Raw genomic sequence first — 22,136 nt, forward strand, 5'->3', positions numbered from 1 at the left:
GGCTTTTTTCTTATTTCTTTATCTCTTTTAAAGCAACTACTTTCAGCGCCATCAGCTCATCATCGGTTACTTTTTCGAGCAATTTTTCATATACCGCTACTTTTTCCTCTTCGTTTAATCCTTTACTTACCTTCTCTCGAATGGCAGCTAATTCTTGAATGGTGTATCTTTCAGAAATAAACTCAACAGCATCGTTTTTGGTTGTGAACGGTAATTTCTGTTTTGGCGGTGCACCTGTTTCTATGTACTTTCTAATCTCTGGGTCGTCTAGAAGTTTCGAGATTTCATCTTCGTTCGACTTTAATTCTTTCGTGATTTCTGTCATCGCTTTTTCAGAAGCGTAATCCATCGTAAAGACGTACATAATGACACCTGTTGTGATAAAAAACATCACTACAACACCTAACCACCATTTGATCACTTCATCACCCGCTATACAATGAGATAATTCATTCATAACATAACTTACAATGTTTGGAAAGGAAATGGTATGATTTTTTATAATTCACACATACACTTTACACGCGTTAGATTTCCGTATGCTATCATTTAATTTAGAATGGTTAATCTTAGCAACTTTTGGAGGAGTGTTATGTCACGTCTAACCAATCATTTAGTGGTCATCTCATTTGACTGTCTTTCTTCTCTTGATTTCCCTTTGTTCGAGCAACTTCCGCATTTTAAAAAAATTTTGAATCAAGGCTCATATTGCAAAAACGTAGAGACGATCTACCCTTCTGTAACGTATCCTTGTCATACTTCAATCGTTACAGGGCGTTTTCCTAAAAATCACGGCATCGTAAATAATACGTTAACACAGCCGGGTAAAGCTTCGCCCGATTGGTATTGGCACAGAAAGCATATTAAAGGAACTACTTTATACGATGAGGCTAAAAAAGCAGGAATGACTACAGGTGCTCTATTATGGCCAGTCACCGCAAGAGCGAACATCGATTACAACATGCCTGAAATTTTTGCGAACCGGAAATGGCATCACCAGATTCCTGTTTCTCTCTTAAACGGAAGTAAAAGATATCAACTTGATCTGAACCGCAGATTTGGACATCTGCGTAATGGGTTGAATCAGCCTGAGCTTGATGATTTTGTTCTGGAATCCACAATACATACGATTAAAACGAAAAAACCACAATTACTGCTAGTCCATTTTGTGGATCTCGATTCACAGAGGCACTATCATGGCTTTTCTTCTGATGAAGCAATGGATGCGATAAAAAGACATGACAACAGACTCGGCAGAATTTTTGAATCCTTACAGGAAGCCGGAATTTATGAAGAGACGACGATCGCCGTATTAGGAGATCATAGCGCACTCGATGAGAACAAGGCGATAAAACTGAATGTATTATTTAAGAAACAGAAATTAATAGAGACTGACTCGAAAGGGGCTATACAAAATTGGAAAGCCTATTGCAAAAGTTGTGATGGATCAGCATATATTTACCTTAAGGATTCATCTGATCTACAAACAAAGGAGGTAGTGAAAAAACTTCTAAATCACTTATTGTCTGATGAAAGTAATGGTATTGAAAAGATTTACAATCAAGAACAAGCGGCTATAACAGGTGCTGATGATCGGTGTGCGTTCATGGTAGAAGCTAGACGAGGTTTTTATTTTAACGAGGAGCATGACGGCTCTTTTCTAAACGAAATTACAGATCAAGATGTGAGGGTAAAACGGTACACGCATGCTTGTCATGGATATTCTCCTGAAAAAGAAGATTACAATACTATTCTGTTATTAGCAGGTAAAGGGATAAAAAGAAATGTTGTTGTTCCTTCCATGCACTTAATCGATGAAGGACCAACGTTTGCTAAACTATTAGGTCTAGATTTAGGAAAAACGGATGGTAAAGTCGTACAAGATTTTTTAACCAACTAGTTTTTACTGAATTCTAGTATAGAGAGGACAAAACCTATGAAACGGTTTACGAAAGAAGAGAATAGCTGGATGTACTATGATTGGGCAAACTCAGCGTATTCAATCATTATCTCAACAGCTGTATTTCCTTTGTTCTTTAAAGCAGCTGCGACAAATGCAGGAGTCAGTTCATCGGATTCCACAGCTTATTTGGGGTATACAATCGCGATCGCTACATTTATATTAGCGATGCTGAGCCCTGTACTAGGAACAATTGCAGATTATAAAGGATTAAAGAAACGATTCTTCACATTCTTTTTTGCACTTGGTCTTATTTCTACCGCATCATTAGCTTTTATCCCAAGTGATCAATGGCTCTTATTATTAATTTTTTATACGCTAACTGCGATCGGTTCTAGCGGATCCAATGTCTTTTATGATGCTTTTATTACCGATGTAACAACGGAAGAAAGAATGAACAGAGTTTCTTCTAGAGGATTCGGATTAGGATATATCGGGAGTACGATTCCTTTTTTAATCAGTATCGCAATCATTGTGTTGGCACAAAATGAAGTTCTGCCGATCTCAACTACAATAGCAAGTAAAATCGCCTTTTTGATCACTGCGATTTGGTGGGGAATTTTTACGATTCCTATGTTGAAGAACGTTTATCAAAAATACGGTATCGAACGCGAACCAAAGCCTTTGATCAACAGCTTTAAGCGTTTAGGTAAAACAATGAAAGAAATTAGAAAGTATCGGGCTCTGTTTTTATTTCTACTCGCTTATTTCTTTTATATCGATGGAGTCGGAACGATTATTACGATGTCCACAGCTTACGGTTCCGATCTTGGCATTAGTTCTACTAACCTTTTAATCATTCTTTTTGTCACACAAGTCGTCGCTGCCCCTTTTGCCATTCTATACGGAAGGTTAGCAGAAAGATTTACAGGTAAGAAGATGCTTTACGTTGGAATAGTGGTCTACATTATCGTTTGTATTTATGCTTATTTCTTAAAAACAACAATGGATTTCTGGATTCTAGCCATGCTAGTGGCTACGTCTCAAGGTGGAATTCAAGCGTTAAGCCGTGCCTATTTTGCTAAATTAGTTCCGAAAGAAAACTCGAACGAATTCTTTGGCTTTTATAATATTTTCGGAAAGTTCGCATCCATTATGGGACCGTTGTTAATCGCCGTAACCGCTCAAGTGACTGGAAACTCTGCTAGTGCTGTGTTCAGCCTTGTGGTTCTGTTCATCATTGGTATTACGATTCTTATGTTTGTTCCAGAACCGAAAGTAGATTCATCTCATACGATCAGTGCATAGAAAAAAACTGCTCTCTAGGACAAAACCTAGCGAGCAGTTTTTTTTTGAACTATTTTACAATCCACTTTGGTCCAAGGATGGTTTGAATGCGATAAAAATTACCATATGCTGCATTCGCTTTATACGTCCCTGGATACAGGCTCGCTGCTGCCATCTTATGATTTACATGAGGACGATCATGCAAAGGAACTCTTTGAGTAAGCGTAATGGTTTTCGTTAAAGGTGTAATACGTTTCTCCCAACGCTTATCCCCTTCTACTGCCATATAAAGTCCAGCCTTTTTGTTTCTTGTCCACTCTTCGTTAATGATTGTGATCGGTGGATTCGTCTCACCTGCATATGGAGCAAGTTCAAACGTGAAGCCAGGACGTTTAAAGGTTTGAATAAACCAGTCTTTGTATCCACCACCACTTGATAACTGTGTATCAGGAGGAATGAGTCGATAGCCTGTCATGTTTGCCAGGGCCGTACCAAGCGTTTTGTCCCCTTCAAAGGTGTTTGTTCCATAATTAAAATGGTAGTATAGTATTCTTCCAGCTGTATGATAAGAATTGGTGATTTCAGGATCTACTAAATATGTAAGAGCAGACACCGCTTTTGCTTCTTTTGTTACAAGTGGAGCACTCCCCTTGTAGTCTTTGTAAGAAGGCGCTTTTGCATTATTTGAAATCTGTTCCCAACGCGCAGGATATTGTCTGTTCAGATCAATCCCTTGTGCGTTCGACTTCCATCTTTTAAAATCCTTGCTTCCACCATTCATCTTGATGAGGTTAGCATGAGCTGTTGCAGGAAAAGCAGATAAGCCTTTTTGCTGAAGTGTGACACCATCTGGGTTAGTCATTGGTACAAACCAGATCGACGTATTATTCAATACGTTTGCCACATTGTAACCGTCCATCGTACTGTTCGATACATAGCGTTCACTATATTGATCGATCATTTCCATTACGATATTTGTCGTCATCCACTCTCTGGCATGATGGGATGCATTGTAAAGAACTGTTGCATCACCTCTCCCCAGCTTCACCGCCCAGATGTCCCTGCCATACGGAGTTTTTCCAAGAGACCGGTATTGGACTAATCCAGGATATTTTTGAGCAAGGGTTTTAATGTTACTCGTCATCGTTTCATATGTATACGTTTGATTTGGATTTACATAGCTTGCTGCTTCTCCCTTATAACTCCAAAGCGATAAGCTTCCAAGCAATATCCCCATTAACACCGCTAAACCTTTTTTCAAATTCTTCTCTCCTTCCAAAAGCACTCTATTATTATTTGGATATATTAATAGTATAGATAAGGAAATGTATAGCTTCGCATGAGGATAGTCGCCTTTAATATTTCAATTTGATTACTGCAATTAAGTCAAATTTCACATAAATTTGGTATATAAAAGTAAATAAAAAGCTTTATTGTATAAATTTATTCATATTCGGTTTTGCTTGCTTCAAATTATGGGAAGAGTATTAGGACGAGGATGACATAATGAAGAGGGAATGCAGAAAATGAATGAGAATCAGACCAGTACTTCTAAAAAAAAAGCAGCTGTTCCAGATCGGCAATACTTTTTTCCAGTACAGATTATTGAATATTTTATTGAAGAAGGCAAAGCTTCTTTACAGGTTACTAACTTAGCACAATTCATTTTATCTTTTATGGCAGGAGCTTTTATCGCCTTTGGCGCACTAGGTTCTGTTTTGTTATCCATGGGCGTAGACACAACAGGTACCTATAACCTCTTATCTGGTGTTGGTTTCGCGATCGGCTATACGATGATTTTTCTATCAGGCTCGATTCTTTTTACAGAGATCAATGTCTTACTGCCAAGTTATATTTTACAAAGTAAGTACTGGATCAGTAAAAAGGTACTGCGGTTTTGGGGAATCTGTTATATTGGTAACTTTTTAGGCGCACTATTTGTTGGGTTTCTCCTAAATATGTCAGGCTCATTAGACAAAGAATTTTATGAGACACTTTTGAAATTCATGGAAAAAAAGATGGAGTTTACTGAACGAGGAACATGGGGTTGGTTTCAAGTACTGTTCTCTGGTATTCTTGCAAACTGGCTCATCGGAATTGCAGCTGTTCTGGCTACCGCAGCACGCGATGTAATGGGTAAAATATTTGGTATCCTTTTACCGGTTATCATATTTGAAGCAGGAAATTTCCAACACGCCGTGGCGAATATGGGGTATTTTAGCATCACCGTGCTCGAAGGCTTTGAATACAGTTGGTATGAATTTATCCTTCTTAATTTAATTCCTGCTACGATCGGTAACTTAATTGGTGGAGGTATATTGGTGTCATTATTACTCTCCTTTGCTTTTAAAGACGACATTGATGATGATATCGTAAAAGAAGAAGAAGAGGAAGTTGAGAAATTAAAACATAAGATGGAATAGTAAAAGAAACTTCTAAACACCTTTATTGTGATATACAGTAAAGGTGTTTTTTGTTAGAGTTTCAGTAAGAATATGATTTTTTATAGGAGATGAACCAATGCCTTATCAAACGAAACTTGCTTTTACATATGTAGCGATCGGCGCATCTCTTTGGGGAATTATCGGTTTCTTCGTTAAAGAGCTCTCCTTGGCAGGTTTTACATCGTTACAAATCGTCTTTTTAAGAGCTGCTAGCGCATTTCTATTATTCCTTGCATGGATTGTTTTTAAGAACCCTGCTCTACTAAGGATTCAGTTAAAAGATACTTGGTATTTCTTAGGTACGGGGATATTAAGTGTATCCTTTTTTAATTGGTGTTATTTTACGACTATTCAAACGTCATCACTCGCTATTGCAGCTATTCTTTTATATACAGCTCCAGCTTTTGTGCTTGTGATTTCAGCAATTGTATTTAAAGAACAGTTAACCCGTCAGAAGCTGTTTGCCCTCGCCGCTACTTTCTTGGGCTGTACACTCGTCTCAGGTTTGTTCTCTGCTCAATTAGAACTTTCACTGACGAGTCTTTTAATAGGTTTAGGAGCAGGTTTTGGCTATTCCCTTTACAGTATTTTTGGAAAGTTAGCTAGTCAAAAATATGAAACATTAACCATCAGCATCTACACTTTTTTCTTTGCCTTGCTTGCTCTATATCCTATCAGTGATATAATCTCTACTGATATCCAGGTTTTTAGCCCCTTCGTTGTAATGAATGTAATCGGTCTTGGTCTTTTTCCAACCGTATTTGCCTACTGGTTCTACACACAAGGTTTACAGCAGATGGACGCAAGCAAAGCATCTATTGTATCTACTATTGAACCTGTTGTAGCTACCTTGATGGGTATAGTGTTATACAAAGAATCCATTTCATTTGTTCAAAGTATCGGTATTCTATTCGTATTGGGTGCCGTTCTTATGTTACAAGAACGAACAAGAAAAAACATTCAAATCTCCGCCGTTCAAAAATAGCAACATAAAAAAGTGCAGCATTGTCGCTGCACTTTTTTGTATCTTTATAGAATAGAGCTTAAGAAATCTTTCGTGCGTTCTTCTTTTGGCGCTTCAAAAAGCTCTTCTGGCTTACCTCTTTCCCAAATCTGTCCATCGTGCATGTAAACGACCTCATCTGCTACTTCTTTTGCAAACCCCATCTCATGGGTTACGACGACCATCGTCATGCCTTCTTGCGCAAGCTCTTTCATCGTGGCTAGCACTTCTCCTACAAGTTCTGGATCGAGTGCTGATGTAGGTTCATCAAACAGCATGATATCTGGTTTCATCGCAAGCGCTCTTGCAATAGCAACACGCTGCTTCTGTCCACCTGATAATTTGGCTGGATAAACATGTGCTTTATCAGAAAGACCCACTTTCCCAAGTAAAGCTTTTGCTTCCTGTTCAGCTTCTGATTTATTTTGATTTTTCACATGAAGAGGAGCTTCCATCACATTTTCCAATACCGTTTTGTGAGGAAATAAGTTAAAATGCTGAAAAACCATCCCAACTCTTTGACGTACTTCGTTTAAGTTATGTGTTTTAGGATCGATTTCTTCTCCTTCGATGACGATCTTACCACCATTTTTGATCTCTAGGAAATTGATGCATCGAAGCAGCGTGCTTTTTCCAGATCCACTAGCACCAATTAAGACGACTACTTCGCTCTCTTGTACGTTTAAATTCACTTCTTTTAATACTTCTAGATTTCCAAAACTCTTCTTTAAGTTTTCAATGCGTATCATCTCTTTTTTCAAATCAGACACCTCCTATTCCCCAGCTGATAGTTTCTTTTCTAATAGATTAACAAGTAATGTGAAAAGAAGAACGAGTATTAGATAGTATAGTCCAACGATTATCAGGTACGTCATCTCATCAAATGTTCGGGATCCTTGTGTTGTTGCTATACTGAACAGCTCGTTAAGGGCAATAAACGATGCAAGTGATGAATCCTTCAGACCGATAATAAATTGGTTGCCTAAAGGAGGTAGTGCTCGTTTAAAGGCTTGAGGCAGGATGATCCTTCTCATCGCCAACCCATACGTCATACCTAAAGAGCGTCCTGCTTCCATCTGACCTTTGTCTACCGACTGAATTGAGCCTCTGAAGATCTCTGCAATATAAGCACCATTATGCATGGCAAGTCCAAATGCTGCTGACCAGAAGGCGGAAATCCCTAATTCCGCCAGACCGAAGTAAAAGATAAAAATCTGTACGATCAGCGGTGTACCACGGATGAGTGCAATATAAATATTCGCGATCCAATTTAGGACTTTGATTCCAGAGATTTTAAATAATGCAAATACAAGTCCAATCCCCGTACCTATTAAGATGGATACAAAGGTAAGTTGAAGCGTGATCCAAAGCCCCTTCATGAAGAGTGGATAACTTTCTACTAATACGTCTAAAATGTGTGCGAGATCAAACATGCCATTGTCCTCCCCTTTTCATTCTCTTTGTGAATGGTGTTTAGATATGTTTGGATAAAAGAAAGCCACCCTGCACGTAACTTCATGAGGGCGGCTCCACCATTATTCAGGCTTCTTCGTGATATCAGCACCGACGTATTCTTCACTAAGCTTCGCGAGCTCACCGTTATCCTTCATTTTCTTTAATGCTTCATTAACCGCTTTTAACAATTCTTTATCTTCTTTTTTAATGGCGATCGCTTGTTCACTCGTACCAAGCTGCTCTTGTTCAACAATCTTAAACCCTTTTTCAATCGCTTGTTTACCCGTGATGGCGTCAGTAATAACGGCATCGTGTTTTCCTTCACTCAACGCACGCAATGCTGTGGCATCACTGTCATAGTTTTTAATTTGATCCGTAAAATCTTGTGCAGATTTTTCATAGGTAGAACCTTTTGAAACAGCAACTTCTTTTCCTTTTAAATCTTCTTTTGTTTTAATATCACTGTCTGGTCGTGTAAAGATTACAGGACCTGAGTAATAATAGGGCTCGCTGAAATTCACTGCTTTCTTTCGGTCTTCAGTGATTGTATGGCTTGCCACTGCTGCGTCAAAACGATCTGCCTTAATAGCGGATACAGCACCGTGGAATTTAAACTTTTCTGGAACAGGCTTTAAGCCAAGCTCTTTTGCAATCGCCTTACCAACTGCAACATCAAATCCTGTTAGTTCCCCACCCTTATCAACTGAACTAAATGGTGGAAACTCTCCTGATACAATGAAGTTAAATTCTCCTTCGTTCTTTAATTCTGGACCCCCGTCACTTGATTCACTGCTGCCACATGCAGCTAGTACAAACATTGAAAAAACAACAGCTAAAATTCCAATCTTCTTTTTGAAATCTTTCATTCTTATCCTCCTTGAGTTTCCCTTTTTGTAGATCCCCCCTACCAGACAAGGGTAGCATGAATTAGAAATGTTCTCAATTTTACGCCAATTCTTATCTGTCAAAAAGATCAGATTTTTCATGCATCTTTTATATGGTTACCCTTTACAAAAAACTCGTAAACACTTATTTAGCAAGCAAAAAAGCGCATTTCAGATAAACTGAATTGCGCTTTTTATAATCTATTTATGGTAATAGCTTTGTAGGCAACAATATTGTGACCGTAGTCCCGATATCTAACATACTTTCAAATGTAATGTTTCCATGATGATTTTCAATGATTTTCAGTGATACCATCAGTCCTAATCCTATGCCTTTTTCTTTATTGGAATAGAAGGGTTCGCCCAGTCTTGCAAGCCGCTCCTCTCCAATCCCCACTCCTTGGTCGGTCACTTTAATAAAGACATAGCCTTCATCATGTGCTCCTGTTTCTACAAAGATAGTGCCTCCATTGTTCATGGATTCAATAGCATTCTTGATTACGTTTATGATTACTTGTTTAATTTGATTTCCTTCACAAAGTATCTGAGGCACGTTCATTAAATGCGTCTCGAATTGAACGTTATTAAGGTTCGCTTCTGAATCTAACAACGTGATGGTCTGTTTAATAAAATCATTCACGTTTCTCTGTTGAAAGAAAGTTTCTTGATGCGGCTTGGCCAATACTAAAAATTCAGTAATGATTGATTCGATCCGGTCCATCTCTGATAAGATGATCTCACTATGAAGATCTTCCATATCTGCTTTCATAAGTTGGACAAATCCTTTAATACTAGTGAGTGGATTACGAATCTCGTGAGCAATACCTGCTGCAAGCTCACCAACGACTGTGAGTTTATCAGATTTTCTGAGCAATTCTTCTTTTTCTTTTAAATCTGTAATATCTTCTGAGATTCCTGCGATTCGATAGATCTCTTCCTCGTCATTAGTGATTGGAAATGCTCTTGTTCGGATCCAGCGGACTCTGTTATTTTTCCCATGTATCCGATATTCAATCTGTGATTCACCTTTTGCGATTAATTTGATGAACGCTGAGACTGCTTCTTGATCCTCCGAGTGAACGTCTGTAAAAACAGACTCAATGAGTTCTCTCTCTTCAGCATCCCAAATTTGCTTAAAAGCCTTTGATATGTAAAGAAGCTGATGCGTTTTATAATCTTGCATCCAAAAGATGTCTTTTGCATTTTCAGCAAATTGACGGAACCTTTCCTCACTCTCTCGAAGTCCTAGTTCCATTCTCTTGCTTTGAGTGATATCTCTTGAAACGCCGACTATTCCTTCTACTTGACCTTGATCATTTTTTATAGGAGACAAGATAGCTTGGTAATAGAGACGTTCACCACCACGCACATTACTCCATTCATAAAACTGAGATTTACCCTGCAAAACAAGACGACATGCTTTTTCTTGACCTTCAGCAATCTCCGCGCCAAAAACTTCGCGAACGGTCTTCCCTAAAAAGTAGGATGGCTTCACACCATGTTTCTCCATCCATCGTCCATAGATGCCTGTATGTACAAAATTAGTGTCTAACGTAAAGACGGTGTCTTCCATTGAATTTACTAGCGAGTAAAAGCGTTGCTGACTGCGATTCAACTTTTTTTCCGTACGTTTTAACTGCTGATTATCCGTTAGAGTGACAATGGATAGATCGCTCAAATTATTCTTAAGAGGAACGATTGAAACAGACAAAGAAGACGAAAAGCCTGTGTTGTTACAAATTAAATCTATTTCGACCTGATATTCTCGTGTTTTGTTTTTTACATGTTGAAGGTAAGCTTCTTTAAGTGACCACTTGTCACTGTTTGAATCTGTAATAAAGAACGGAAGCTCATATAGAAATGCGCCTTCAACTTCAGAATCCGTCAATCTTAACATGCCACACGCTTTTGTATTGGCATAAAGAATCGTGCCACATGGTTCTAAAACGATGATCCCGCTATTAACCGCTTCATAGAACGTGTGCATCATTTGTTTTTTATTTTGTAATTCAAACGAAGTCTCTCGCATGTTCTACATCCTTGTTGAATTATTTTTAAAGTATTTACAAGAAATGCCTTTTCTCTATTTTTCTATTAAATACAAAAAAACACAAGTGTTATTTTCCTCTTTTTGGATTCGCATTAATGTTTATCCTTAAACACTCAGGATGGTATCGTACATGTTGATACTTCCAATGAAAAACAACTCTTGTAGAACATTGGTGAAATTCTTTTTTATTTACAGTTAGTAATATAGAAAAACACACTGACTATTTATCAGTGTGCTTCAATAAAGCTGTATTAAACGATAGAGCATCTCCTAGGCTTTTAGAGTCGGATAATATCTCATGAGGTGCATTTGCTTCACCTATTAAATAGCCAACAAATTCAGTACCCAAAAAGTCGAATATATATTGAAATTGCTGAATTAATGGTAGTCCCTTTATTCGAGGATAGTCTCCGCCCACTGTAATAACATAAGCTTTTTTTTCGCTCATTGCTTTCTTAAAGTTTAATGTTTCATCTCTTAAGCTCTGTGAGAAACGATCTACAAAGTTTTTCATAACACCACTCATTCCATACCAGTAAACAGGTGTAGCAAAAATGAGTACGTCATGCTGTAAGATCTGTCTGATCAATACTTCATAATCGTCGTCTACCTTAACAAATCCTCCTTCATCGTGGCGTTGATCATCTATAGGATTTATTTTGTAGTTTTTGAGGTAAAAAGAAGTAAACGGAATCCCGTCTAATGCCTTTTGAGTCAGAGCATCCGTATTTCCGTTTTCTCTAGAGCTTCCGTTGATTACTGCGATTTTCATTCTTATCACCTTTCTGTTAAATGTCTTCTTTTTACTAGAATTTCTCTTGATTTTATAGTAATCTCATAAAAATTAAAAACAGAGAATAGAGTAAAAGATAACAAGTTAGGAGGTCTATAATGATTGTATACACCATTATCTGCTTGGTTGCTTTCTATCTTCTAACAATATATGATTCTAAGAAGATGAAACAAGTAATCTGGCCTTTATATGGAATAATAGGTATCGTCTGCTTCATCTCCTTGTTCTCCTTAACACCTGATACCGTGACTTATGTATATTGGGTTAGATTGTTCTTTCTCGTCTTAACCATACCTGTGTTCATTCTTGTTGTTCGTAAAGTATGGCAGCTTAGTTCAGATACGACAAGATGGATTCAGTACATAGTCACAAATCCTATTTCCATTCTATTTAACTTCACGCTCTGGTTATGCTGGAACATGTTTCCAATCTTTATGTATGTTCTATAAATTTATAGAAATTTATAGAACTCTATATAGGATTACAAAATCAACCGTCTTCAGGTAAGCTGAAGACGGTTGATTTTGGCTAGAGATGTCCTCTTCAGAAGGACAAAGAAGCACTATTTGTCTTTGTCTGGGGTCTGACCCGGGGTCAGACCCCCTTGCATAAGCGAAAGCACTTCCTTAACAATCGTGTTTATCTTTTGGTTGATAAATTCATCTCCGAAGCTTTCTTTTGCTTGCCTGATTGCCGTTATGACTTCTTCATCATATTGAATCAACTCTTCATCATCTTCTGCTTCGTTGTACAAATCGATCATGCTGTCTAAACCCTCTTGCATCCGGTCTATCGCTTCACTATATTTCTCTCGATCTTCCTTATTATATTTCAACTTCATCACCTAGTCTTAGCTTTTCCATCTATGAGTGCTATCAAACTCCATAATCATTTACTATCGTGACTTTCTTCCCTATTTTTTCGTATGAAAGTATACTATAATAATTTGGTTATTATTATCTTGAAATATATTATTTTACATATTAGTCGGAAGGAGGGGGAACAATTGATCCGCCGTTGGTTTACGAAAAAAAATAAATCATTGCAGCCTGCATTCGAAACAACGTCTTCCAATTCATCGTTGAGTCTATGCACGAATGCCACGGATGAACCAGATCCTGTAAAAGAAATATCGCATTTTAAAATGCGGCTAAAAGAGTATGGAATAGAGTTTAGTCACTTAGTCTCCAGCACTCCTAAGGATATTGAAAACAGACAGGAAGCCATAAAAGTTGCTGAAGAAATCTCAAAAGATCCTGAGATGCGGAATTACTTTCTAACGTGGAAACGGTTGCCCCTTCTTCATAACGAAAGTACACAGCATCAAAAGCACACCATGAAAAAACAGCGAGAATACATAACCGCTCTTACCCTTATCTTTATTGAAAATTATCAAGTGTTGCTGCAATATGTTCCTGGCACGGGAGGAAAACACTAATGAACAAAGCGATTATTGTAGAAGTTAACAAACGTCACGTCATCGTTCTTGCTGAGGGCGGAGAATTTAAAAAAATTAAAAATACCAATGCAGCTTATATGGTCGGTCAAGAAATCCGTCTTCCACTAAGACAAGAGAAGAAAAAATCTACTTTCTCTATCTTCATAAACTGGAAAACCGGTACTGCTGTAGCTCTGGCCATCTTTCTCTTGTTCTTCCAAGTACTTGCACCGATATCAGGACCTGGGGCATATGCATATGTGGGCATAAACATGGATCCTAGTCTAGAATTAAAAATTGATGAAGATATGAAAGTTCTGGATATCTATGCTTATAATCAGCAAGGACATATGGTTCTTGATCGATTAGACGATTGGGAAAATGAAAAGATTGATATTGTAACTGATCTTATTTTTGAGACGTGTGAAGACCTAGGTTATTTAAAGGCGAAGGAAGAAGTATTAATTACCACAACCTTATCAGAAGAAATACCTGCTGATAAAGAAAAAGAAATCAAACAACAAGTAAATAAAGTAATGACAGAGAAAGCTAAAAAGAAATCAATAGAGATGACCACGATCGTGATGAGTTCCAAAGAACGCGAGCAATCGAAGAAGATGAAAATGTCACCTGGTCATTATGCGATTTATAAAGCAGCTAAGAAGTCTGGTATGAAAATCACAAAGAATGAGATTTCAAGTCTTACTATTGAAGAAATCTCTGAAAAAGTGGGTCCAATTAAAGAGCTTTTAAAAGAGGATATTGAAACAGTGGATGCCTCTGAAAACAACAAAAAAGACCTTGTATACGAGCCACCTCTTCCTATCTTAGATTTAAAAGATTCGAGTAACGAGGTGAAAATTGAGCCGGAAGTAATTCCTGTCCAAGAAAAAATACAAGAACCTGAGAAAAAGAAAACGTTTGAATTACCTGTCAGTCATGCTGAAATTCCAGCAACTCCAAAAAAGGAAGAGAAGCCAGCTGAAAGACCAGTTAAGAGCGAGCAAGAAAAACATGTGAATAACCCTGCTACTTCTGGTGGAGAGCAGGACAAGAATACACACAAAGCACCTACTAAGAGTACACCTGTGGTCACTGCACCAAAGGAAGAGAAACACAAACAGGAACTACCTAAAGAGGATAAGCCTAAATCAGAAGTACCAAAAGAAAACATCCCTAAAGAAGCACCGAAGGAAGAGACTCCTAAGGTAGAAACGCCTAAAGAAAAACCTAAAGAGGAAACTCCTAAAGAAGAGACTCCTAAAGAAGAGACTCCTAAAGAGGAAACTCCTAAAGAAGAGGCTCCTAAAGAAGAGACTCCTAAAGAGGAGACTCCTAAAGAGGAGACTCCTAAAGAAGAGACTCCTAAAGAACATTGGATTTATATTGAAATTATTATTGATGGGATCATAATAGAAGTCCGCATTAAAGTAACATCAGATGTTACTGATGCTGAATTAAAACAACAAGCATTAGCCACTTATCATCAAAATGCTTCACAAGAACATTCATGCCTTACACCAACTTCAGCATTCACTCAAGAAGTTGAGCAATCTGCTACTTCTGAAGAGCTACAACAAACTAAAGAGAATGAAGTTGGTTCTGACCCAGCCATTGAGGAACCACTTTTAGAACAAGCTTCATAATGAAGTGACCCCAGGACTAAGACTAGTCTTGGGGTTTTTGTTTATATTCCGTATAGACACCTAACGTTTATGGCTATAGTGATAATAGGAGGAGAGTGTTTGTATGCGGTCTATTTACTATGCTTATCTAAGAATGCCGATGCTGGTTCGCCTTGCCATTATTCTTTTTAGCATTCTAGTTTCAAGCGCTGTTTTAGCTCACCTCTTAGAGAAAGAAACATTCCCAACTATATTTGAAGGATTCTATTGGGCAGTGATTACGGCAGGCACAGTTGGATATGGCGACTTCACTCCGGAATCAACTCAAGTAAGGATACTTGCTATTTTCCTTGTATTCATCGGCGCGTCCTTTTTTGCCTTTTTAACGGTCCACTTGGCAAGTTCTGTTGTTAAAAGAGAAAATCGTTTTTTCGAGGGGAAAAGTATGTATAAAAACAAAGATCACTTTATTATAGTCGGATGGAATGAAAGAGCTAGACATACCATACAAGCTCTCAAAGATAAACTCAAATCGAATCATATCGTTCTAATCGATGAGTCTTTAAAAGAAAACCCATTATATGTAGAAGGCATCCATTTTATTCATGCAAAGCCTAGTGAAGATCAAACGTGGAAGATGGCTCATGTTCAACAGGCACATACCATCCTTATTACGGCTGATGCAAACTTAAAGGAGTATGAAGCTGATATAAACACCATTCTCTCCATTCTAACAGCTAGAGGCTTAAATTCCACAGTATCTATTCATGCAGAAGTATTAACAACAGAGCAAACTACAAACGCCAAACGCGCTGGTGCAGATCATATTATACACACGTCTAATCTTGCTTCAAAAGCGATGGTATCTAACCTTGTGAAAGAGATCTTATAAGAAAAACAGATAGCCACTAGGTCTATCTGTTTTTTAATTTAAAACAGCTGTTTCTACCTTTTTCACTAAATCTTTGGCGATGCCAATCCACTTTTGATCAACCGTTGCATCGGGATCTTGTGGTTCTGAAAATTGATTAAAACTTCCTGAGATGTTCCCTGTTTCAGCATTATCATCAAGCCCTACCTGATATTTGTGAGCCAACAAAAAGGGTTCACCAAATTGTATAGTCGTATCTTTTTTATCTAACTGTCCATCGATAGCTTTAAAAGGAATTCTTAAGAACGTGTATCCCACTTCATCATCAAGCTTATAATCAAAATATCCATGATCATAATCCCAGTTTCCTCCGTAAGAGAAGCCCAAACCTTTCAATACATCTTCAGCTTCATTCAGTGCACAACACTCATTTTCAAGACTGCTTTTTATCGGTTTCATGATCGTCACCCCTTCCTAATCTATTTCTTAGCGTTTCCAAATCAAGATAAGATTATTTGAGCTTTATTTTAGAAAAATATAAAAAAACCTGACTCAACGATTGCTGAAGTCAGGCTTTTAAAAATGATTATAGACGTTTTTCTAATTCTTCTTTTTCTTTTTCAAATCCAGGTTTACCTAGTAAAGCAAACATGTTCTTCTTGTATGCTTCTACTCCTGGTTGATCGAATGGGTTTACACCTAACAAGTATCCACTCACCGCACATGCTTTTTCAAAGAAGTAGACCATATAACCAAAATGATAAGGTGTCATTTCAGGAATACTTACAACTAAGTTAGGAACTCCACCATCGGTATGAGCAAGCATCGTTCCTTGGAAAGCTTTTTTGTTAACAAAGTCCATCGTCTGACCTGCTAAGAAATTAAGTTTATCCAAATTCTGATCATCTTCTTCAATCGTGATTTCTTCACGTGCTTGATCTACGTATAACACGGTTTCAAATAAATCACGACGACCTTCTTGAACGTATTGTCCCATTGAGTGAAGATCTGTAGTAAAGTCCACTGATGCTGGATAGATCCCTTTGTAGTCTTTCCCTTCACTTTCACCGTAAAGCTGTTTCCACCATTCAGACACATAGTGAAGACCTGGCTCGTAGTTTACCATTAATTCGATGGTTTTGCCTTTATTATAAAGAGCGTTACGAACAGCAGCATATTGATAAGCTTGGTTCTCTGCAAGGTTTGGATTGTTGAAGTCAGCTGCAGCTTCTTTCGCACCGTTCATCATCTCTTCAATATCCACTCCACTTACTGCGATCGGTAATAGACCAACAGCAGTTAGCACTGAATAGCGTCCACCAACATCATCAGGAATAATAAAGGATTCATAACCCTCTTCGTTCGCAAGTGTTTTTAATGCACCCTGAGCTTTGTCAGTCGTTGCATAAATACGTTTACGCGCCTCATCTTTTCCGTATTTTTCTTCTAAGAACTTTCTAAAGATACGGAACGCGATCGCTGGTTCAGTCGTTGTCCCAGATTTAGAAATTACGTTTACAGATACATCTTTATCTTTTAATACATCAAAAAGTTCTTTGACATATGTTGAAGAAATGTTCTGTCCAGCAAAGAATACTTGAGGAGTCTTGCGGTCTTCTTTTGCTAAAAGGTTATAAAAGGAATGATTTAACATTTCAATCGCTGCACGTGCTCCTAAGTAAGAACCACCGATTCCAACAACGATCAATACATCAGAATCACTTTTAATTTTTTCCGCACTTTTTACGATACGGCTAAATTCTTCACGGTCGTAGTTTTCAGGAAGGTCAACCCAGCCAAGAAAGTCATTCCCTGCACCTGTTTTTTCATGAATTGCTTCATGAGCCGTTTTTACCGCACCTGTCAGATAATCTACTTCATGCTGACCAATAAAAGAAAGGGCCTTGCTATAATCAAAACTAAGCTTTTTTGTCATATGTAAGCCTCCTAGAACATCATTATTCTTTCACTTTATACAAGTACAAGGACCAAATCAAGAAACCAGACAAATGTAATCGGTTTCTTTGCAAAAGACGAAATATTCAAAAAGCAGCCATATAAATAGAAGGGCGACTCCCCTCTTTTTATATGGCTAACCATTTCATACATTTACATCAAATGAAAATCAATTTTCAAGAACAAATTTTTACAAAGACATTCTTAAAATGTTTAATACGTCTTCTTTATTTTGCTTCTTAAAGTTCCCAAACTCACCTCTTGCCATTGCTTTATCTGCAATAAGGTCCAGTTTGGAATCATCAATATCATAGTCCTTAAGAGCATTAGGAGCTCCAAGAGACGTCCAGAACGCAGAAAGACGATCAATTCCTTCAAGAGCTACTTCTTTATCCGATTTACCTTCTGTATCAACGTTAAACACTCGAACAGCAAGCTGCTTAAAGCGAGCAACATTCGTATCCACATTATGTCTCATCCAGTTAGGGAATAGGATAGCTAAGCCGCCAGCATGCGGAATATCATAGACTGCTGAAACCGCATGTTCAATATTATGACTTCCCCAATCACCTCGAACACCCATTTGAAGTGTACCGTTTAATGCCATCGTTCCGTTGTAAAGAATTGTTTCACGCAACTCATAGTTCTCAAGATCATTTAGAAGCTTAGGTGCGGTTTCCATTACTGTTAGTAGAATAGATTCTGCAAAGCGATCTTGTAGTGGTGTGTTTGTCGCGTTATGGAAATATTGTTCGAATACGTGCGACATCATATCAACAATTCCATAAATCGTTTGATCTTTAGGTACTGAGAACGTATAAGTCGGATCTAAAATTGAAAATTTAGGGAACACAATTGGACTACCCCAACCATACTTCTCTTGCGTTTCCCAGTTCGTAATAACTGAACCTGAATTCATTTCAGATCCAGTTGCAGCAAGCGTAAGAACTGTTCCAAAAGGAAGTGCATCTTCTACTTGAGCTTTTAAAGTAATGATATCCCAAACATCCCCGTCATATTTCGCCCCAGCTGCAATTGCCTTTGTGCAGTCAATTACACTTCCGCCACCAACGGCTAATAATACATCGATGCCTTTTTCTTTACAGATTTCTACACCCTTGCGAACTGTAGACACTCTAGGGTTCGGTTCCACACCTGAAAGCTCACTAACCTCTGCATCCATCTTATTTAGCTCATTCATGACTTCATCATACAAACCGTTTCGTTTTATGCTTCCTCCACCGTAAACTACGAGGACTTTTTTTCCGAATTTCCCTAATTCGTCCTTTAGCGTTTGAATTTGATTTTTACCAAATACTAATCGAGTTGGATTGTAATATATATATTCGTTCATCAAAATCTCTCCTTCTTACTTCGTTTAATCCGTATTATGTGGGACATGAAATGTAATGTAAAGTAATTAGCTTACCGAATACTAGCATGTGTTTTATTTCTTTGTTTCATGCTACATAATTGGGGAATGAATAAATAAAGGCAATAAAAGACACCCTAAAGAAGCTTGTCTATTCATATAAAGAGGAGGAAATGACATGAGTGGATTACAGCGATTCGCACTTGCTTTGGTTATCATTGGAGCTATAAATTGGGGTCTGATTGGATTCTTTCAATTCGATTTAGTGGCCGCTATTTTTGGAGGTCAAGACACCGCTCTTGCCCGAATCGTTTATGGCTTAGTAGGTCTTTCAGGTCTATATTGTTTAACATTATTGTTTAAACCTTCTGAAGAACTTAGTCGTGAAGGCCATACAGAACATAATCGTGTATAATTTTATATAAAAAAAAACCTCTCAATCGAGAGGTTTTTTATTACTTTTTAAGGCGCTTGTTTAGTTGAGCCTGACGATCTGTAGACTCTTTCAACCAGTCTTTAAGTTTTGCTTCAAGAGTGTTGAAACCTTTGTTAGCGTCTTGATTGCTTGTGTTGCTCTTTTTGTTATTGTTGTTGAATCCACCAGGACGGCGTTCTTTTTTAGGTGCAGGAGCTGGAGCTTCCTGTGTTTGTCGGATGGACAGTGAAATTTTCTTGCTGTCTTCGTCAACAGAAAGAACCTTTACTGACACAACGTCACCAACACTCAATGCATCGTTAATATCTTTAACGAAACCATGTGAAACTTCAGAGATGTGTACAAGACCTTGTACATTATCATTTAATGCAACGAACGCACCAAAAGGCTTAATGCCTGTAACTTTACCTTCAACAATGCTACCTACTTCAAAATTCATGAAAACACTCCTAACTATTTTTTAACCTGTTAAGTATAACATAACTAAATCGTACAAGCAAAACTAATAAAGAGAGTGTTTTATTGACTTGAGACCGTCATTTCAAGAATTTGATCATGCTTCGGTGTCAGGTCTTCACCAAAGCGATAGGTTTTCTCAATATTTATTTGATGCCATAGCATGAACATGAGTACTGTCCATATTTTTCTGCTATAATCCCCTCTGCCACTACGGTGCCCTTCCAATAGATCCAATACCACATCTTTATTAAGATATTGTTCGGTATGGCTCGTATGGATGAGGTGTTTAGCCCAATCGTACATCTCATTTTTTAACCAATGTCGAATTGGAACAGGGAATCCTAATTTACGGCGATGCAGCACAGAATCAGGAACGATTCCGTTCATCGCTTCTCTTAAGGCGTATTTTGTTGTTCCATTCGTAACTGTAAGACTAGGGTGCAATCTTGAAGCAACATCGAATACTTCTTTATCCAGGAAGGGTACCCTTAGCTCTAACGAATGAGCCATTGTCATCTTGTCAGCTTTAACGAGGATATCGCCTCTCATCCAAGTATGCAGATCAATATATTGCATTTTATGAACATCGTGAAAAGCTCTCGCTTGATCATACAATGGCTTTGTTACATTTTTGTAGTTGTAAGCAGGTCGATATTCTTTTAAGAGCTTACTTTTTTCATTCTCTGAGAACATTTTCGCATTACCAATGTATCGCTCTTCAATTGTCATACTTCCACGCTGCACGAAGCTCTTCCCTTTAACACCTTCAGGCAAAATGCTCGCAATGGCTGCTAGTCCTTTTGCAACACCTTTGGGCAATGTAGAAAGATGTCTTAATGAGTGAGGCTCATGATAGATGTTATATCCTCCAAACAACTCATCAGCGCCTTCACCTGAAAGTACAACCGTCACGTGTTTTGCTGCTTCGCGTGCGACAAAATACAGAGGAACTGCTGCTGGATCAGCTACTGGATCATCCATATGCCAAATAATTTTTGGAAGTTCTTTTATAAATTCCTGGGGTTTAACGAGATAGTGGATATTCTCAACATTTAATGCAGCCGCAGTTTGAACAGCCACATCGATCTCACTAAACCCTTCTCTTTCGAATCCAACCGTAAACGTTTTTAGCGATGGATGCAGTTCACTTGCTAAAGCGACGATTGCACTGGAGTCTATTCCTCCAGACAGGAAAGCCCCTACTGGAACGTCAGAACGCATATGAACTTTTACTGAATCACGCATAACAGAACGAATTTCCTCTTTCGCTTCTTCAAGCGTCATGTTACTAGGTTTAAAACTAGGCTTCCAATACGAATGAATCGAAATGGGTCTGCCAGCTTTTTTTACAAAATAATGGCCAGGTTCAAGCTTTTTAATTCCCTTTGTTAAGGTCATAGGCTCCGGCACGAATTGATATGTTAGATAATGGTGAAGTGCTTCAGCATCGACTACTTGTTTTTCCTTAACAACCGTAATACTTTTCTTTTCGGAAGCACAGTACAAACCTTCCTCATCCTCTAGATAGAAGAAAGGTTTGATCCCAAAACGGTCTCGTGCCCCATAAAGCTCTTTCTTTTCTTTATCCCAGATTAAAAAACCAAACATTCCTCGAAGTTCAGTAAAAGCTTTTTCTCTTCTATCGCTAAATAAAGCAAGAATAACTTCAGTATCTGAGTGTGTTTTAAAACGATAACCTTTTTCTTCTAAGTCTTTTCTTATTTCAACATAATTATATATTTCACCGTTAAAGATAATCCAATAGCGGTCATCCTCGTATGAAAGGGGTTGTTTACCACTTTCGATATCAATGATGCTCAGGCGGCGAAATCCAAAACGAACATATTGATCTACAAAATGACCACTATCATCTGGACCTCTATGAGTAATGATATTTGTCATATTGATTAGTTGTTCAGTTTCTTTTTGTTCTACCGTCTCAGGCGCGTTTAACATATATCCAATAAAACCGCACATTTTCCAGTTCCTCCCCAAAAAACAGTTCAAATGTCCACTTTTCATTTATTAAACCAAGTTAACTAATTGGTTTTCCAGAATATTAATTAATTCCCTTTATATGTGAATGAACTTCTCTATTATAACTCCGGCAATTCCATACTTCACTACTTTTTTGTTAATAAAATGAAAAACAAGAAATCTGTA

Annotated in this window: 22 protein-coding genes; 9 read left to right on the forward strand and 13 right to left on the reverse strand. The window is 37.9% G+C overall.

The genetic code is table 11. The features are described from left to right. Positions 1–10: 10 nt before the first annotated feature. Positions 11–457 carry a hypothetical protein gene (locus tag I5J82_RS12495; protein WP_198768111.1) on the reverse strand — a complete coding sequence of 149 codons (447 nt, stop codon included), beginning with the start codon at positions 455–457 and terminating at the stop codon, positions 11–13. A 135-nt stretch (positions 458–592) separates the two neighbouring features. Here I5J82_RS12495 and I5J82_RS12500 point away from each other — a divergent pair, with 135 nt between their 5' ends. Next, the gene (locus I5J82_RS12500; protein ID WP_198768112.1) at positions 593–1,900 is read left to right on the forward strand and encodes an alkaline phosphatase family protein; all 1,308 of its coding nucleotides are present in this window, start codon (positions 593–595) and stop codon (positions 1,898–1,900) included. Positions 1,901–1,936: 36 nt separating this feature from the next. After that, positions 1,937–3,208 carry an MFS transporter gene (locus tag I5J82_RS12505; RefSeq protein ID WP_198768113.1) on the forward strand — a complete coding sequence of 424 codons (1,272 nt, stop codon included), beginning with the start codon at positions 1,937–1,939 and terminating at the stop codon, positions 3,206–3,208. 49 nt (positions 3,209–3,257) lie between these two features. Here the strand turns inward: I5J82_RS12505 and I5J82_RS12510 are convergent, their stop codons facing one another. Then, the gene (locus tag I5J82_RS12510) at positions 3,258–4,448 is read right to left on the reverse strand and encodes a M14 family zinc carboxypeptidase (protein WP_198768114.1); all 1,191 of its coding nucleotides are present in this window, start codon (positions 4,446–4,448) and stop codon (positions 3,258–3,260) included. Positions 4,449–4,713: 265 nt separating this feature from the next. Between I5J82_RS12510 and I5J82_RS12515 the strand changes: the two genes are divergently transcribed. Both I5J82_RS12515 and I5J82_RS12520 read left to right on the forward strand, forming a co-directional pair. Next, positions 4,714–5,610 carry a formate/nitrite transporter family protein gene (locus I5J82_RS12515; RefSeq protein WP_233096474.1) on the forward strand — a complete coding sequence of 299 codons (897 nt, stop codon included), beginning with the start codon at positions 4,714–4,716 and terminating at the stop codon, positions 5,608–5,610. Between the two features lie 97 nt (positions 5,611–5,707). Then, the gene (locus I5J82_RS12520; protein ID WP_198768116.1) at positions 5,708–6,616 is read left to right on the forward strand and encodes a DMT family transporter; all 909 of its coding nucleotides are present in this window, start codon (positions 5,708–5,710) and stop codon (positions 6,614–6,616) included. Between the two features lie 44 nt (positions 6,617–6,660). On the opposite strand, the gene I5J82_RS12525 is transcribed toward I5J82_RS12520, so the two are convergent. The 5 genes from I5J82_RS12525 to I5J82_RS12545 all read right to left on the reverse strand — a co-directional run bounded on the left by I5J82_RS12525 (position 6,661) and on the right by I5J82_RS12545 (position 11,789). Next, on the reverse strand, positions 6,661–7,383 hold the full coding sequence (locus I5J82_RS12525) for an amino acid ABC transporter ATP-binding protein (protein ID WP_198769009.1): 723 nt from the start codon (positions 7,381–7,383) through the stop codon (positions 6,661–6,663). Positions 7,384–7,407: 24 nt separating this feature from the next. After that, on the reverse strand, positions 7,408–8,067 hold the full coding sequence (locus tag I5J82_RS12530) for an amino acid ABC transporter permease (protein WP_198768117.1): 660 nt from the start codon (positions 8,065–8,067) through the stop codon (positions 7,408–7,410). A 102-nt stretch (positions 8,068–8,169) separates the two neighbouring features. Continuing rightward, positions 8,170–8,955, reverse strand: coding sequence for a transporter substrate-binding domain-containing protein (locus I5J82_RS12535; RefSeq protein ID WP_198768118.1), 786 nt, complete (start codon positions 8,953–8,955; stop codon positions 8,170–8,172). 223 nt (positions 8,956–9,178) lie between these two features. Next, positions 9,179–11,002, reverse strand: a complete 1,824-nt coding sequence (locus tag I5J82_RS12540) for a PAS domain-containing sensor histidine kinase (protein WP_198768119.1) — start codon at positions 11,000–11,002, stop codon at positions 9,179–9,181. Positions 11,003–11,243: 241 nt separating this feature from the next. Then, a complete protein-coding gene (locus I5J82_RS12545; protein WP_198769010.1) occupies positions 11,244–11,789 on the reverse strand; it encodes a flavodoxin family protein in 546 nt (181 codons plus the stop codon). Positions 11,790–11,914: 125 nt separating this feature from the next. Here I5J82_RS12545 and I5J82_RS12550 point away from each other — a divergent pair, with 125 nt between their 5' ends. Further along, positions 11,915–12,265: a hypothetical protein gene (locus I5J82_RS12550; RefSeq protein ID WP_198768120.1), complete on the forward strand. Its 351-nt coding sequence runs from the start codon at positions 11,915–11,917 to the stop codon at positions 12,263–12,265. A 113-nt stretch (positions 12,266–12,378) separates the two neighbouring features. Here the strand turns inward: I5J82_RS12550 and I5J82_RS12555 are convergent, their stop codons facing one another. Continuing rightward, positions 12,379–12,657, reverse strand: coding sequence for a hypothetical protein (locus I5J82_RS12555; protein ID WP_198769011.1), 279 nt, complete (start codon positions 12,655–12,657; stop codon positions 12,379–12,381). A 165-nt stretch (positions 12,658–12,822) separates the two neighbouring features. On the opposite strand from I5J82_RS12555, the gene I5J82_RS12560 reads away from it, so the two are divergent. From I5J82_RS12560 to I5J82_RS12570, 3 genes are all read left to right on the forward strand, one after another. Further along, entirely contained in the window at positions 12,823–13,254 is a 432-nt protein-coding gene (locus tag I5J82_RS12560; protein WP_198768121.1) for a hypothetical protein, read from the forward strand. Next, positions 13,254–14,900, forward strand: a complete 1,647-nt coding sequence (locus I5J82_RS12565) for an anti-sigma-I factor RsgI family protein (protein ID WP_198768122.1) — start codon at positions 13,254–13,256, stop codon at positions 14,898–14,900. Before I5J82_RS12560 ends, I5J82_RS12565 begins: the two co-directional genes overlap by 1 nt. A gap of 103 nt (positions 14,901–15,003) precedes the next feature. Continuing rightward, positions 15,004–15,771: a potassium channel family protein gene (locus tag I5J82_RS12570; RefSeq protein WP_198768123.1), complete on the forward strand. Its 768-nt coding sequence runs from the start codon at positions 15,004–15,006 to the stop codon at positions 15,769–15,771. 33 nt (positions 15,772–15,804) lie between these two features. Here the strand turns inward: I5J82_RS12570 and I5J82_RS12575 are convergent, their stop codons facing one another. From I5J82_RS12575 to I5J82_RS12585, 3 genes are all read right to left on the reverse strand, one after another. Beyond that, positions 15,805–16,209: a YugN-like family protein gene (locus tag I5J82_RS12575; protein WP_198768124.1), complete on the reverse strand. Its 405-nt coding sequence runs from the start codon at positions 16,207–16,209 to the stop codon at positions 15,805–15,807. 127 nt (positions 16,210–16,336) lie between these two features. Beyond that, positions 16,337–17,686, reverse strand: a complete 1,350-nt coding sequence (locus tag I5J82_RS12580) for a glucose-6-phosphate isomerase (protein ID WP_198768125.1) — start codon at positions 17,684–17,686, stop codon at positions 16,337–16,339. 210 nt (positions 17,687–17,896) lie between these two features. Further along, positions 17,897–19,060 carry an iron-containing alcohol dehydrogenase gene (locus tag I5J82_RS12585; protein ID WP_198768126.1) on the reverse strand — a complete coding sequence of 388 codons (1,164 nt, stop codon included), beginning with the start codon at positions 19,058–19,060 and terminating at the stop codon, positions 17,897–17,899. Positions 19,061–19,256: 196 nt separating this feature from the next. On the opposite strand from I5J82_RS12585, the gene I5J82_RS12590 reads away from it, so the two are divergent. Further along, on the forward strand, positions 19,257–19,493 hold the full coding sequence (locus I5J82_RS12590; protein WP_198768127.1) for a DUF378 domain-containing protein: 237 nt from the start codon (positions 19,257–19,259) through the stop codon (positions 19,491–19,493). A gap of 40 nt (positions 19,494–19,533) precedes the next feature. On the opposite strand, the gene yugI is transcribed toward I5J82_RS12590, so the two are convergent. Both yugI and asnB read right to left on the reverse strand, forming a co-directional pair. After that, positions 19,534–19,953: a S1 domain-containing post-transcriptional regulator GSP13 gene (gene yugI, locus I5J82_RS12595; protein ID WP_198768128.1), complete on the reverse strand. Its 420-nt coding sequence runs from the start codon at positions 19,951–19,953 to the stop codon at positions 19,534–19,536. A gap of 80 nt (positions 19,954–20,033) precedes the next feature. Further along, positions 20,034–21,950 carry an asparagine synthase (glutamine-hydrolyzing) gene (gene asnB, locus I5J82_RS12600; RefSeq protein WP_198768129.1) on the reverse strand — a complete coding sequence of 639 codons (1,917 nt, stop codon included), beginning with the start codon at positions 21,948–21,950 and terminating at the stop codon, positions 20,034–20,036. Positions 21,951–22,136 lie beyond the last annotated feature (186 nt).

This window comes from Fictibacillus halophilus (assembly GCF_016401385.1).
GTDB lineage: Bacteria > Bacillota > Bacilli > Bacillales > Fictibacillaceae > Fictibacillus > Fictibacillus halophilus.